Raw genomic sequence first — 13,651 nt, 5'->3', positions numbered from 1 at the left:
CATGAAGAATGCTTTGATGCTTTCAGGGTTTATGACAGCCCTCTCCAGCCTACCCGCCATGGCTCAGGAGCTTGAGATTATCGGCAAGCCGGTAGACGGCGGCATGGGCTTCCAGCCCGCGGCCACCAGCCTTGCCACAGGAATCCAGAAGCTGGACGGCATGATTCTCGTGATCATCACCGCAGTCTGTCTGCTGGTTGCAGCTCTGCTGGTCTATTGCATCGTGCGCTACAATCAGCGCGCAAACCCGACCCCGGCACGTTTCTCGCACTATACCCCTGTTGAAATCGCCTGGACCCTGGGTCCGATCTTGATTCTGGTGTTTATTGGCGCGTTCTCGTTGCCAGTTCTTTTCAAACAGCAGGAAATCCCGGAAGGTGACATCACCATCAAAGTCGTCGGCAACCAGTGGTACTGGACCTACGAGTATGTTGATCACGATTTCGCATTCGACAGCTATCTGCTGGGCCACCCGGCGACCCTGGACGAGGGCGCACGCCCTGCGGACGCGGACGTGACGCCGTTTGTTCTGGATGACGCAATGCGCGCCAAGCTGATCGATGCAGGCTACAGCGATGATGAATGGCTGTTGGCCACCGACACCGCTGTTGTCGTTCCGGTCGGCAAGGTCATCGTGATGCAGGTGACTGCATCCGACGTGATTCACTCGTGGACAATCCCGGCCTTTGGCGTAAAGCAGGACGGTGTGCCCGGACGTCTGGCCGAACTGTGGTTCCAGGCCGACAAGGAAGGCATCTATTTTGGCCAGTGTTCGGAACTGTGTGGCAAGGACCACGCCTATATGCCGATTACCGTCAAGGTCGTAAGCCAGGAAGTCTATGACGAATGGCTGCAAGGTGCGATCGAAGAATATGCGGGCCTGCCGCAAAGCTATCAGGTCGCCTCGAACTGAGTACGATAGGGGCGGGTTCAACCCCGCCTGACACAAATTTCGGGCTGCGCGGGCGATCCGCGCAGTTTTCGCCCCAAAAGGACCGGAAATGACTGACGCAAGCATCAATGCCAGCACTGCGACCGCCCGGGCGGACGAGGCCGGCTTTGGCGATTACTTCGCCCTGCTGAAGCCGCGCGTGATGTCGTTGGTCGTGTTCACGGCATTGGTCGGCCTGTTGGCGGCCCCTGTTCCCGTCCATCCCTTCGTCGGATTCTGCGCCATCCTGTTCATCGCCATCGGAGGCGGAGCATCAGGTGCGCTGAACATGTGGTGGGACGCGGATATCGACCGTGTCATGAAACGCACCAAATCCCGCCCGATCCCTTCGGGCAAGGTCGAGGAAGGCGAGGCGCTGGCAGTTGGTCTGGCTCTGTCGGGCCTGTCGGTGATCATGCTGGGCCTTGCGACCAACTGGTTTGCAGGCGCGTTTCTGGCCTTCACCATTTTCTTCTACGTTGTCGTCTACACGATGTGGCTGAAGCGTTCGACGCCGCAGAACATCGTGATCGGTGGCGCAGCGGGCGCGTTCCCTCCCGTGATCGGCTGGGTGGCCGCCACAGGATCGATGTCGGTCGAGCCCTGGCTGATGTTTGCACTGACCTTCATGTGGACGCCACCGCATTTCTGGGCGCTGGCCCTGTTCATGCGCTCGGACTATGACGACGCGGGCGTGCCGATGCTGACCGTCACCCATGGTCGCCGCGCGACACGTGTCCATATTCTTGTCTATACAGCTCTGCTGGCCCTGCTGGCCATCGGAACTGCATTTTCGGGCATTGGCGGCCCGATCTATCTGACCGTTGCACTGGTACTGAACATCCTGTTCCTGCGGGGCGCGTGGAAAATCTCGCGCCGGACCGAAGACGATTCCGAGGCAGATAACTTCAAGGTCGAGCGCGGTTTCTTCAAGCTGTCGCTGCTGTATCTGTTCCTGCATTTCGGTGCCGTTCTGGCCGAAGCCCTGCTGAAACCCTATGGTCTGGGGGGATGGTCATGAGCCTTCGCAAAGACCACGAGCTGCATCAGCGCCGGTTCAGCCGCAATCTGGGTGTCGGCCTGACGCTGGCCGCCTTTATCGTGATCATCTTTGGCCTGACCATCGTCAAGGTCTCGGGCACTGATTTCAACAGGGCGACGCAAGAGGTTCAGAACTGATGGCGTTGTCCGGTCCTCAGAAAACGGTTGTCCAGACCGTTGGCGTGGTTGTCCTGATGGGCAGTCTGGCCTGGGCGTCGGTGCCGTTCTACAACTGGTTCTGCCGGGTGACCGGATTTGGCGGCACCACCGGTGTTGCCGAAACCGCCCCCGATACCATTCTGGATCGCACCGTTACCATCCGCTTTGACGCGTCCAAGGCCAAGGATATGGAATGGGAATTCAAGCCGGTCGTGCGCGAGATGGATGTGCGCATCGGCGAAACCGGTCTCGCGTTTTACGAGGCCTTTAATCCGACCGACCGCCCCATTGCCGGGCAGGCGTCTTACAACGTGGCGCCCTATTCTGCGGGTGGGTATTTCCAGAAGATTGCCTGTTTCTGCTTTGAAGAGCAGGTGCTGCAACCCGGCGAGCGCGTTGAGATGCCGGTGACTTTCTTCGTCGACCCGGAAATGGTCGAGGATCTTGAAGCCAAGTATGTTCATACGATCACGCTGTCGTATACATTCTACGAAATTGACCTGCCCGAGGGCTATGCCGCCCTCGATGCGCAGGCAGATACAAACACGAACTAACGCCTGTAGGTGAGGGACGCTGATGGCACACGCTAAAAACCACGATTACCACATTCTGGCCCCGTCGATCTGGCCTCTGATCGGCGCCGTCGGCGGCTTTGTCATGCTGTTCGGAGCCGTTCTCTGGATGCAAGGCATCACGCCCTTCATGTTCTGGGCCGGTCTGGCAGCTGTGCTTTACACGATGTTCGCCTGGTGGTCGGATGTGGTTGCGGAAAGCCGTCAGGGTGATCACACGCCTGTTGTCCGCATCGGTCTGCGTTACGGCTTCATCCTGTTTGTCATGTCCGAGGTGATGTTCTTCTTCGCCTGGTTCTGGTCGTTCTTCAAACATCGCATGTACCCGATGTACGACTATGCTGGCACCGAATACATTCAGCCGGATATTCATGCGGTTGACCCGTTCCACCTGCCGCTGATCAACACTCTGGTCCTGTTACTGTCAGGCTGTGCGATCACCTGGGCGCACCATGCGCTGGTGCATGACAACGACCGCAAGGCGCTGATCAATGGTCTGGCCATTGGTATCGTTCTGGGCATCGCCTTTACCTTCCTGCAGGGCTATGAATACGCTGAACTTCTCAAGCATGAAGGCTGGGAATTTGGCGGCGACCAGTTCTATTCCAACTTCTTCATGGCGACCGGGTTCCACGGTGCGCACGTGATCATTGGGACGATCTTCCTGACCGTCTGCCTGATCCGCGCGCTTAAGGGTGACTTCACCCCCGAAAAACACGTCGGTTTTGAGGCTGCCGCTTGGTACTGGCACTTCGTCGACGTGGTCTGGCTGTTCTTGTTCTTTGCCGTCTACATCTGGGGCCAGGCTCCGCTGATGTAACGCCGGTCAGGCTGATCAGTTGCAAAAGCCGCCCCAAGGGGCGGCTTTTTCTCTATGTGGGGCGCAAGATTGCGCCCCATACAATTGCGTGGTTGCAATTCAGCCCGCGCGCCCCTTAACAAGACGCCGGTTCCTGCAAAGAAGATTGGTCCTGACATGCGCCGTATCCTGTTCCTGCTAATCTTCGGCCTCGCCGGTTTGGGCGTGCTGCTGTCGCTGGGCATCTGGCAGGTGCAGCGTCTGGCGTGGAAGCAGGACGTGCTGGCCGAGATCGAAGATCGGATCTCGGCTGCGCCGGTTTCCCTCCCGCTGCAGGTTTCGGTGGATCAGGACAAATACCTGCCGGTAACGGTGTCGGGCGAGACGGAGCCTGCGGAAGTTCACGTTCTTGTTTCGCTCAAACAGGTCGGTGCGGGGTATCGCATCATTCAGCCGTTCATTACCGGGGGCCGGACCATTCTGATTGACCGGGGGTTCATCCCGACCACGGCCAAACAGGCCGGGCGACGCAACGGTCCGATGGAGATTACCGGCAATCTGCACTGGCCAGATGAAATCGACAGTTACACGCCCGCACCTGATCTCGACGCCAACATCTGGTTCGCCCGCGATGTGCCCGCGCTTGCGGGTGCACTGGGCGCGGAACCGGTTCTGCTGATCGCCCGTTCGCAAACCGATCCGAATGTGACGCCGCTGCCGGTGGACACGGCGGGCATACCAAACGATCACCTGCAATATGCAATAACCTGGTTTGGTCTGGCTCTGGTCTGGGCCGCGATGACCGGATACTTCCTGTGGCGCAGCCGTGCCAATTCTGAAAGTGACGCGACATGAAATATATCTCGACCCGCGGGCAGGCGCCCGAATTGACGTTTGAAGAGGCGATGTTGACCGGACTTGCCCGCGATGGTGGCCTGTATCTGCCCGCCGAAATCCCGGTGATGTCGCAGGACGAGATCGCGGCGCTGGCCGGATTGCCCTACGAAGAAATCGCATTCCGTGTGATGTGGCCCTATGTCAGCGGCTCATTCGCCGAGGATGAGTTCAAGGCGATCATCGCCCGCGCTTACGAAGGTTTCGGCCACGATGCCCGCGCGCCATTGAAGCAGCTGAACGAGAACCACTTCCTGCTGGAACTGTTCCACGGCCCCACACTGGCCTTCAAGGACTTTGCCATGCAGCTGATCGGCCAGTTGTTCCAGGTAGCGCTGAAACGCCGTGGTGACCGTGTGACCATCGTCGGCGCGACCAGCGGGGATACCGGTTCAGCCGCGATCGAGGCGTTCCGCGGGCTGGACGCGGTGGATGTGTTCATCCTGTTCCCGCATGGCCGCGTGTCCGAAGTACAGCGTCGACAGATGACCACGCCTGCGGACAGCAACGTGCATGCTTTGGCCGTTGATGGTGATTTCGACGATTGTCAGGCCGCGCTGAAAGACATGTTCAACGATTTCGACTTCCGCGACGGCGTGAAACTGGCGGGTGTGAACTCGATCAACTTTGCCCGCGTTTTGGCGCAGATCGTCTATTACTTCTCGGCTGCCGTCAGCCTTGGTGCGCCGCATCGCAAGGTCAGCTTCACGGTGCCAACCGGCAACTTTGGCGACATCTTCGCTGGCTATCTGGCCAAGCGTATGGGGCTGCCGATTGACCGCCTTGTGGTGGCGACCAACCAGAACGACATTCTGCATCGCTGCCTCTCGGGCGAGGGGTATTTCAAGGGCGAGACTATCCCCTCGATCAGTCCGTCGATGGACATTCAGGTCAGCTCGAATTTCGAACGCGCGCTCTATTATGCCTATGGCGAAGATGGCGGGGCCGTCGCACAATTGATGGATGAGCTGAAAAAGGGTGGTTTCAATATCAGCCAGGGTGCGATGGAAGCGCTGCGTGAGAATTTCGATTCGGGCCGTGTGTCCGAAGAGGAAACGTTGGCCACGATCAAATCCACGCTGGCGCACAGTGCCGAACTGGTCTGCCCGCACACCGCCGTGGGCATCAAGGTTGCCGAAGAGCACCGCGCGGCAGACGTTCCGATGATCACGCTGGCCACCGCGCACCCGGCGAAATTCCCGGCCGCGGTCGAGAAGGCGAGTGGCGAACATCCGCCTCTTCCCTCCCGCATGTCTGATCTGTATGAACGTCCGGAACGGGTGACCCGCATCGCCAATGATCTGGTTGCCCTTGAGGATCATATAAAAAGGCACATCGCTGAGTGACTGTCAGACAAGACCAACTGAAGAACGGGTTTCGTATCGTCAGTGAGCACATGCCGGGGCTGCAATCAGCGGCCATCGGCATCTGGGTAACCGCCGGTGGGCGGCATGAGCGGATCGAGCAGAACGGCATCGCGCATTTCCTTGAGCATATGGCGTTCAAGGGAACCGAGCGCCGTTCGGCCTTGCAGATTGCCGAGGCGATCGAGGATGTGGGCGGCTATATCAACGCCTATACCTCGCGCGAGGTGACGGCGTATTATGCACGCGTTCTGAAGGACGACGTAGCGCTGGCGATGGATGTCATCGGCGACATCGTTCTGAACCCGGTTTTCGATCCGCGCGAGATCGAGGTCGAGCGGGGCGTGATCCTTCAGGAAATCGGTCAGGCCCATGACACGCCCGACGATGTGATCTTTGACTGGCTGCAGGAGCAGAGCTATCACGACCAGCCCCTGGGCCGGACGATCCTGGGCCCAACGGAGCGGGTGAGTGCCTTCTCGCGTGAGGATCTGTCGGGCTTTGTGACGGAACATTATGGCCCCGAACAGATGATCCTGTCTGCAGCAGGTGCTGTGGATCACGATATGCTGATGAAACTGGCCGAAGAGATGTTTGGCCATCTGCAATCCCGTAAGGGTCTGATCCCCGAGGTTGCACGCTTTACCGGTGGCGAAGCCCGGCAGGTAAAAGAGCTGGAACAGGCGCATTTCGCTCTGGCGCTGGAAAGCCCCGGCTATCGCGACGATGCGATCTATACGGCGCAGATCTATTCGACCGCATTGGGCGGTGGCATGTCTTCGCGCCTGTTTCAGGAAGTGCGTGAAACACGTGGGCTGTGCTACACGATCTTTGCGCAGACCGGTGCCTATGCCGATACCGGAACAACCACGATCTATGCCGGAACTTCGGCCAATCAGGTGGCCGAGCTGGCGACGATCACGATCGATGAGATGAAGCGCGCCGCCGAGGACATGAGCCCCGAAGAGGTCGCCCGTGCCCGCGCCCAGATGAAGGCCGGGATGCTGATGGGGCTGGAAAGCCCGTCGAATCGGGCTGAGCGTCTGGCGCGGCTGGTGCAGATCTGGGGACGGGTACCTTCGCTGGAAGACACGGTCGCCAAGATCGATGCGGTCAGCACCGAAGACGTGCGCGCCTTTGCCGAAACCATGGCTGTTCAGGCCCCGGCGGCGCTGGCGCTTTACGGACCGGTCGCAGACGCACCGACATTGGCGGACTTGCAGGAGAGGCGTGCAGCGTGATGCTGTTGGGCAGACGCAAGCTGAAACTCGAGACCGCGCGGCTCAGCTTGCGCCCGCCTGTACATTCCGATTTCAATGATTGGGCAGCGTTGCGGCGCGCCTCAAAAGGTTACCTGACCCCGTGGGAGCCGATCTGGGCCAAGGATCACCTGAGCCGCAAATCCTTTACCAATCGGGTCTACTGGGCTCAGCGCTCGGTCGCGAGTGGCACAGCAATCCCGCTTTTCCTGTTTCGCCGTGAAGACAATGTGTTGGTCGGGGCGATCACGCTGGACAATATTCGGCGCGGCCCTGCGCAGGCCGGAACCCTGGGTTACTGGACCGGTGAATCCTTTGCCCGTCAGGGATACATGCGCGAAGCGATCGGCGCGATGGTGCATCACGCCTTTACCCGTCTGGATCTGAGCCGGATCGAAGCCGCGTGCCTGCCGGAAAACCGCGCGTCGCGCGGTTTGCTGGAAAGCTCAGGCTTCAAATATGAAGGCGTGGCGCAGTCATATCTACAGATCAACGGGCGATGGCGGACGCATGTTCTCTATGCCAGCCTGCGGTCCGACCGGCGCGGCAAGACAGACGCGGGCTAGGGCTCTGCGCCCGCCGCAGCAAGCCGCGCCTCCCCCGGGATATTTTTGGCCAGATGAACAAGGGGCATGACTTGGTGGCGATCTGCGCTACACTTCGGGTATGCGCTGGTTGGTTGCAGCATTGATGGTGATTTCGGGCGGGGCCGTGGCGCAGGAGCGACGGCCGAGCCATTGTATCGCCATCGCCGAGGCGGCGCCGGGGATCGAATACTTGCACAAAGCTGCGTGGCAGGACCCGGTACCGGAGTTTTCGGTGCGCATCATCTATGTCGCGCATGCCGCCTTTATGATCCAGACCCGTGGCGGGTTGAATGTGGTGACCGATTTTACCGGGTTCATCGGGGGTGCAGATCTGATTCCCGATGTGGTGACAATGAATCATGCTCACGACACCCATTGGACGGCGCATCCCGACCCGGCGATCCCGCATGTCCTGCCGGGATGGGGAGAGTTCGGGCAGGGGATCGAACACCACCTGGATCTGGGCGAGATGCTGATACGCAATGTCCCGACCGATATCCGCTCGGCCTATGGCGGGGTAGAGGAACGCGGCAACTCGATCTTCGTGTTCGAGGTCGAAGGTCTGTGCATCGGTCATCTGGGACATTTGCATCATGTACCTTCAGACGAACAGTTTGCTGCGCTGGGTCGGTTGGATGTGGTCATGGCCGCCGTCGATGGCGGAACAACCATGCCCTTGCCTGACATGATCTCGGTTCTGAAGCGGCTGAAAAGCTCGGTGATCATTCCGATGCACTGGTTCTCGGAGTTTTCGCTGGATCGCTTCCTCGTGGATATCCGGGATGAGTTCCCGGTTGAACGTGACGGCGTGTCCGAGATCACCGTCTCTCTGCGTGACTTGCCGGACCGTCCAACGGTTGTCGTGCTGGAGCCGCGTTATCTGATTGATCTGGAATAAGGCTTGCCGTGGCGGGATCGGTTGGGCATTGAAAGCGTATGAGTCTGAACCCCGCTGATGACCGCATTGCCACGCTGATCCGCTCGAAACTGGGCAATCACGTGCTGCGCCCGGTGACCGACCGGTATCTGGAAGAGCCGCGCGGGCGATATGCCGGACAGGCTGGCCTGCTGGCCTTGCCCCGCACAACCGAGGAGGTCTCGGTACTGGTGCAGGTGGCGTCCGAAATGCGTGTTCCGGTGGTGCCCTATGGCGGCGGAACCGGTCTGGTCGGGGGGCAGGTGATGCCGCATGGGCCAGCGCCCCTTGTGATTTCGCTGGAGCGGATGACGGCCATCCGGTCCGTCTATCCCACCGAAAACGTGCTGATTGCCGAGGCCGGCGCCATCTTGCAGGACGTCCAAGCCGCGGCCGAGGCGCAAGACCGCCTGTTTCCCTTGACGCTGGCGGCGCAGGGATCCTGTCGGATCGGGGGCAACCTGTCCACGAATGCCGGGGGCGTCAATGTCTTGCGCTATGGCAATGCGCGCGACCTGTGCCTTGGGCTCGAGGCCGTTCTGCCCAATGGTCAAATCTGGCAGGGTCTCAGCCGGTTGCGAAAGGACAACACAGGCTATGACCTGCGCAATCTGCTGATCGGGGCCGAGGGCACGCTGGGGATCATCACCGCAGCCGCGCTCAAGCTGTTTCCCCGGCCTGCCGCGATCGGGACGGCGATGTTTCAGGTAGCGTCACCCGAGGCTGCCATTTCCCTGCTGGCCCAGGCGCGTGATCGCGTGGGCGAGGCTGTCAGCACTTTCGAACTGATCCACCGGCAGGGGCTGAAGTTCTTGTCCGAGGTTCTGCCGGATGTCCGGCAACCGTTTGAAACACCGCCAGAGTGGAGCGTTCTGATCGAATTGGGGCTGGCCACGGGGCAGTCTCCGTCCGACGTGCTGGAGGATATCTTTGTCCGCGCGCAAGCGCTTGGGTTGGTGCAGGATGGCGTGATTGCACAAAGCGAGGCGCAGCGTGATGAGTTGTGGGCCGTGCGCGAGCGTATCCCCGAGGCCAACCGCCTGATCGGCTCGGTGTCGAGCCATGATATCTCGATCCCGATCTCAGAAATTCCGGAATTTGTGCGCCAAGGGGAAAAGGTGGTTTCCGGTCTCGGGCCGTTCCGGATCAATTGCTTTGGCCATCTCGGGGATGGCAATCTGCATTACAACGTCTTTCCCCCCAAGGGGCAGCGCCGCGCGGAATTTGAGGATCAGAGCGCCGTGGTCAAGCGGGCCGTGCATGATTTGGTCCATGCCTTTGACGGTTCGGTCAGCGCGGAACACGGCGTGGGCCGCATGAAAACGGACGATCTGGACCGCTATGGCGATCCGGTAAAGCTGGATGCGATGCGGGCCATCAAGGCGGCGCTGGACCCCTTGGGCATCATGAATCCCGGCGCGGTGCTGAAGGCGTGAACCCGGCTCTGGCTCTTGTTAAGAAATCCGAAGGTTGCCGCGTTAAAGCCCTTCGAATTCGCACAGGACATGCACGTCCATGCCCATATCTTCCAGTACTTTGCGCCCGCCGAGGTCAGGCAAGTCGATAATGAACGCGCATGAGACGATCTCACCGCCCAAGCGCTCGATCAGTTTGATGCCCGCCGCCGCAGTGCCGCCTGTGGCCAGAAGGTCGTCAACGACAAGGATTTTTTCGCCTGGCTGGATGGCGTCATCGTGGATCTCGACGATCGCTTCACCATATTCCAGCTTGTAGTCCTGGCTGATCGTTGTGCCGGGCAGCTTGCCTTTCTTGCGGATCGGTACGAAGCCCAGGCTCAGCTGATGCGCAATCGCCCCCCCAAGGATAAAGCCCCGCGCTTCGAGGCCGACAACCTTGTCGATGCGTTCCCCGGCATAGGGGTGCAGCATCTGGTCAATGGCCATCCGAAATCCGCGCGGATCGGCAAACAGCGTCGTCACATCGCGAAACAGAATTCCTTCATGCGGAAAGTCGACAATCGTCCGGATGTAGTCTTTGACAGTCTTGTTCCTTGACATGAACCAACCCTTTTCCGCTTCAAATACCAAAACGTGTTTGGCCCAAGAGGGTTAGCCATGCAAGGAACAATTCATTCACGCGATCACCAGCGGCACGAAACCACAGCCTTGGGCAATCCGTAATACCGGTAAAGCGTGGCAGGCAAACATGACAGGTGCGGCTTGCGCATTTGCGTTGATCTCGCAAAAGAAAGGCCCCAGACGGTTTGAAGGTTCATTGCCATTTCCGTTCCGGTGCTGTTAAGTGCCCGATAACGACAATCACTATGCTATGTATACACAATGCATCGCCTGAATTAACGAGCATTTGCTAGGAGAAACGCGCGTGCCAAAGAAAGACGGCAAGGGATCAACGAAGAAAAACAGCCAGCTGGTTCTGCGTCTGGACAAGGATGAACGCGACGCGTTTGTCGAGTTGTGCAGGGAGCTGGATACATCAGCTGCCCGCGAAATCCGCCGGTTTATCCGCGGGTTCATGAAGGAAAACGCCGAAAACTGAAAAAGGGGTCAGGCCGGGCGGCGCAGAACTGCCGTGGCGAAACCCATCCCGATCAAGGTCAGCCCGCCAAACCGCGTCATGCCGGTGATCACGCTGGCGCGGCCAATCAGCCGCCGCAACCGGTCGGCCAGCAACGCATAAGCCAGCGCATTCAGCCAGGCCAGCCCGACAAAAGTGGCGATCAGGATGGCAAATTGCGGCCCCAGTGGTTCAGCCGGGCGCAGGAACTGCGGCACAAAGGCGATGAAAAAGGCGATGGATTTCGGGTTCAGTGCCGTGACTGCGGCCGCATGTCCAAACACGCTGCGGGGGGTGACATCCCGCCCGGTCGCGACCGTTCCCAAACCACTTGCCGGGGCGCTGCGCAGCAGTTTAACCCCAAGCCAGACCAGATAGGCCGCTCCGACCCATTTGAGGACGGAAAACAAGGTGGCCGAGGCCAGAACAAGCGCGCCCAGTCCCAACAAAGACGCGGTCATTGCCACAAGATCCCCCACAGCGACCCCTGTGGCCGAGGCCACGGCAACGCTGCGCCCCTTGGACAGCGCATAGCTCAGCACCAACAGCACGGTTGGGCCAGGGATCAGCAGCAAGGCGGTGGATGCGGCAACAAAGGCCAGCCAGAGTTCCAGAGACATAAGGGTCTGCTCGCAATACGTTCCTTTGGTACCGCTATAGCCAAACTACCAGTACTTGACAATTTTCATGGCGACCAGCTTTCGGGCCCTTCAAATCGGTCGGATCAGGCCGAGACTTGCACGAAAACTGATACGAGTGCGATCCGTCACAACCGTCGCATTCTTGCGGCGAGTATCCCGGCAGAAAGTACCCGCATCCCCTGTGCCCGGACAGTTTCGAGCGCAAGGGTCGATGCCATGCTTGGACGCTTGAACAACGTGATCCGGAAAACCGATCTGCTGTCGGCTGCAATGCCCGACGCGTCGCGCAGAACCTACAGAATCCGACCCGCAACCGCGTCCAACTTGGCCAACAGCGCCGGGTCGCGTTTTTCAGGGGCAGTCAGGATTGCGTATTCCAAGGCCCGGTCACAGCCATGCGGGCAGGGCGCGCGGTCGGACCCCAACAGGGCGGGTAGGCCCTTGACCAGTGCACGGCCCTTATCGGCATTGCCGGTCAGGGTCGCAATGATGGTGGTCACATCCACTTCACCATGATCCGGGTGCCAGCTGTCAAAATCGGTGACCATCGCGATCGAGGCATAACAAAGCTCGGCTTCGCGGGCGAGCTTGGCTTCGGGCATGTTGGTCATGCCGATCACGTCGCAGCCCCATTGCTCGCGATACATCTTCGATTCCGCCAGAGACGAAAACTGCGGCCCTTCCATCGCCAGATAGGTGCCGCCGCGATGGATCGTGATACCGGCAGCCTTGCCTGCGGTTTCACAAGCGTCCGACAGGCGCGGGCAGGTCGGATGCGCAACGCTGACATGGGCCACGCAGCCTGTTCCGAAAAAGCTCTTGTCGCGCGCAAATGTCCGGTCGATGAACTGATCGACGATGACAAAGTCACCCGGTGCCATGTGTTCGCGAAACGACCCGCAGGCCGAGACCGAGATCACATCCGTCACACCAAGCCGTTTCAGCGCGTCGATATTGGCGCGATAGGGTACATCGGTCGGCGAATGCACATGCCCGCGCCCATGGCGCGGCAGAAAGGCCATTGCGACACCGTCCAGCGACCCGGTCAGAATCTGATCCGAGGGCGTCCCCCAAGGGGTATCGACACTGACCCATTCCGCATTTTCCAGCCCATCGATGTCATAGATGCCTGATCCGCCGATAACGGCAATCCTGGTTTGGGTCACTGTCCTGCTCCGCCTGAAATACTGATATTGAATTTGTGCGGGTTCGGCCCGAAATTGACAAGAGGTCTATTCCTGTTTCGCCAGCAGGTTACGCTGTTGAGATTGCGTATCGAAATCCGCCCACGCGGCTCCAAACTCATCCAGCGGCCACGTCAGGTCCTGCGATTGACCATGCCTGTCACGAAACTCAAAACGATACGCATCCCCGTTCAGCATGGCATCCAGCAGGCCGTCGGCGCGATGATCCTCGAACGTACAGCGTAACCCTGTAAGGCAACCGGGACGGCGCGTGCGCCAGATCACATCCTGTTCTTTCTCTATGCGGAATCCTGAAGGGCTGAAGAAGGTGCCGGGCTCAATCCCGAACTCGATTTTGAAACCATCTGGTTCAGGTGTGATGAACATGAATTGCGCCGCAAATTTCGGACGCAAGGAAAACACCTCGGCGCGCCTTATGTAGCAGCGCTGCACCAAAGTACCGGCTTCTTCACGCTCGTCACAAATCGAATTCCAGATGCCGAAAATTTCATGGTGCGTGACACGCCAGTTTCCGGCGGTGTCATTCCCTTCCAAGTCCTGTGCAAAGGCGGGCAGGGCTGATAGAAATATGAGGGCAATCCAGCGCATGAACTCACATTTGGGTGCTTGATCCGGGTGCCGCAAATCACGTTGCCGAGAGGCAAGTTATGCGCTGTGCGCATGGCTGCATCCCACCTCCCGCGGTGGCTTAACAGCGGCGCGCCCGCTACAACGATCCCTTCGCGCGAACATAAAATCCTATAGGACT

At 59.4% G+C, this 13,651-nt stretch carries 16 protein-coding genes; 12 read left to right on the top strand and 4 right to left on the bottom strand.

Annotated elements, in window-relative coordinates; genetic code table 11:
- The first annotated feature begins 1 nt into the window (after position 1).
- The 11 genes from coxB to ACR0BZ_RS15280 all read left to right on the top strand — a co-directional run bounded on the left by coxB (position 2) and on the right by ACR0BZ_RS15280 (position 9,958).
- On the top strand, positions 2-913 hold the full coding sequence (gene coxB / locus ACR0BZ_RS15330; protein WP_209505589.1) for a cytochrome c oxidase subunit II: 912 nt from the start codon (positions 2-4) through the stop codon (positions 911-913).
- An 88-nt stretch (positions 914-1,001) separates the two neighbouring features.
- Complete coding sequence (gene cyoE, locus ACR0BZ_RS15325) at positions 1,002-1,952, top strand: heme o synthase (protein WP_480920657.1); 951 nt, start codon at positions 1,002-1,004, stop codon at positions 1,950-1,952.
- On the top strand, positions 1,949-2,110 hold the full coding sequence (locus ACR0BZ_RS15320; protein ID WP_267363054.1) for a hypothetical protein: 162 nt from the start codon (positions 1,949-1,951) through the stop codon (positions 2,108-2,110). Before cyoE ends, ACR0BZ_RS15320 begins: the two co-directional genes overlap by 4 nt.
- The gene (locus tag ACR0BZ_RS15315) at positions 2,110-2,685 is read left to right on the top strand and encodes a cytochrome c oxidase assembly protein (protein ID WP_480586161.1); all 576 of its coding nucleotides are present in this window, start codon (positions 2,110-2,112) and stop codon (positions 2,683-2,685) included. Before ACR0BZ_RS15320 ends, ACR0BZ_RS15315 begins: the two co-directional genes overlap by 1 nt.
- 22 nt (positions 2,686-2,707) lie before the next feature.
- On the top strand, positions 2,708-3,523 hold the full coding sequence (locus tag ACR0BZ_RS15310) for a cytochrome c oxidase subunit 3 (protein WP_209505605.1): 816 nt from the start codon (positions 2,708-2,710) through the stop codon (positions 3,521-3,523).
- Positions 3,524-3,679: 156 nt separating this feature from the next.
- Positions 3,680-4,357, top strand: coding sequence for an SURF1 family protein (locus ACR0BZ_RS15305; RefSeq protein WP_480920656.1), 678 nt, complete (start codon positions 3,680-3,682; stop codon positions 4,355-4,357).
- A complete protein-coding gene (gene thrC / locus ACR0BZ_RS15300) occupies positions 4,354-5,742 on the top strand; it encodes a threonine synthase (RefSeq protein WP_480920655.1) in 1,389 nt (462 codons plus the stop codon). The genes ACR0BZ_RS15305 and thrC overlap by 4 nt, the downstream gene beginning before the upstream one ends.
- On the top strand, positions 5,739-7,001 hold the full coding sequence (locus ACR0BZ_RS15295) for a M16 family metallopeptidase (protein WP_480473691.1): 1,263 nt from the start codon (positions 5,739-5,741) through the stop codon (positions 6,999-7,001). The genes thrC and ACR0BZ_RS15295 overlap by 4 nt, the downstream gene beginning before the upstream one ends.
- Positions 7,001-7,585 (top strand): GNAT family N-acetyltransferase, encoded by a 585-nt coding sequence (locus ACR0BZ_RS15290; protein WP_209505614.1) that lies wholly within the window; start codon positions 7,001-7,003, stop codon positions 7,583-7,585. The genes ACR0BZ_RS15295 and ACR0BZ_RS15290 overlap by 1 nt, the downstream gene beginning before the upstream one ends.
- Positions 7,586-7,685: 100 nt before the next feature.
- Positions 7,686-8,504, top strand: a complete 819-nt coding sequence (locus tag ACR0BZ_RS15285) for an MBL fold metallo-hydrolase (RefSeq protein ID WP_480920654.1) — start codon at positions 7,686-7,688, stop codon at positions 8,502-8,504.
- 38 nt (positions 8,505-8,542) lie between these two features.
- On the top strand, positions 8,543-9,958 hold the full coding sequence (locus ACR0BZ_RS15280; protein ID WP_480920653.1) for an FAD-binding oxidoreductase: 1,416 nt from the start codon (positions 8,543-8,545) through the stop codon (positions 9,956-9,958).
- A 42-nt stretch (positions 9,959-10,000) separates the two neighbouring features.
- Here the strand turns inward: ACR0BZ_RS15280 and ACR0BZ_RS15275 are convergent, their stop codons facing one another.
- The gene (locus ACR0BZ_RS15275; RefSeq protein WP_209505620.1) at positions 10,001-10,540 is read right to left on the bottom strand and encodes an adenine phosphoribosyltransferase; all 540 of its coding nucleotides are present in this window, start codon (positions 10,538-10,540) and stop codon (positions 10,001-10,003) included.
- Positions 10,541-10,865: 325 nt separating this feature from the next.
- Between ACR0BZ_RS15275 and ACR0BZ_RS15270 the strand changes: the two genes are divergently transcribed.
- Entirely contained in the window at positions 10,866-11,039 is a 174-nt protein-coding gene (locus tag ACR0BZ_RS15270; RefSeq protein WP_209505622.1) for a hypothetical protein, read from the top strand.
- Between the two features lie 8 nt (positions 11,040-11,047).
- Here ACR0BZ_RS15270 and ACR0BZ_RS15265 read toward each other — a convergent pair whose 3' ends face one another.
- The 3 genes from ACR0BZ_RS15265 to ACR0BZ_RS15255 all read right to left on the bottom strand — a co-directional run bounded on the left by ACR0BZ_RS15265 (position 11,048) and on the right by ACR0BZ_RS15255 (position 13,491).
- Positions 11,048-11,677 (bottom strand): LysE family translocator, encoded by a 630-nt coding sequence (locus tag ACR0BZ_RS15265; RefSeq protein ID WP_209598172.1) that lies wholly within the window; start codon positions 11,675-11,677, stop codon positions 11,048-11,050.
- A 314-nt stretch (positions 11,678-11,991) separates the two neighbouring features.
- Complete coding sequence (locus ACR0BZ_RS15260) at positions 11,992-12,864, bottom strand: S-methyl-5'-thioadenosine phosphorylase (protein WP_480920652.1); 873 nt, start codon at positions 12,862-12,864, stop codon at positions 11,992-11,994.
- Between the two features lie 66 nt (positions 12,865-12,930).
- Positions 12,931-13,491 carry an invasion associated locus B family protein gene (locus ACR0BZ_RS15255; RefSeq protein ID WP_480920651.1) on the bottom strand — a complete coding sequence of 187 codons (561 nt, stop codon included), beginning with the start codon at positions 13,489-13,491 and terminating at the stop codon, positions 12,931-12,933.
- Between the last annotated feature and the right edge of the window lie 160 nt (positions 13,492-13,651).

The organism is Ruegeria sp. P8, from assembly GCF_056534665.1.
This window is presented reverse-complemented; position numbering and strand designations above follow the sequence as displayed.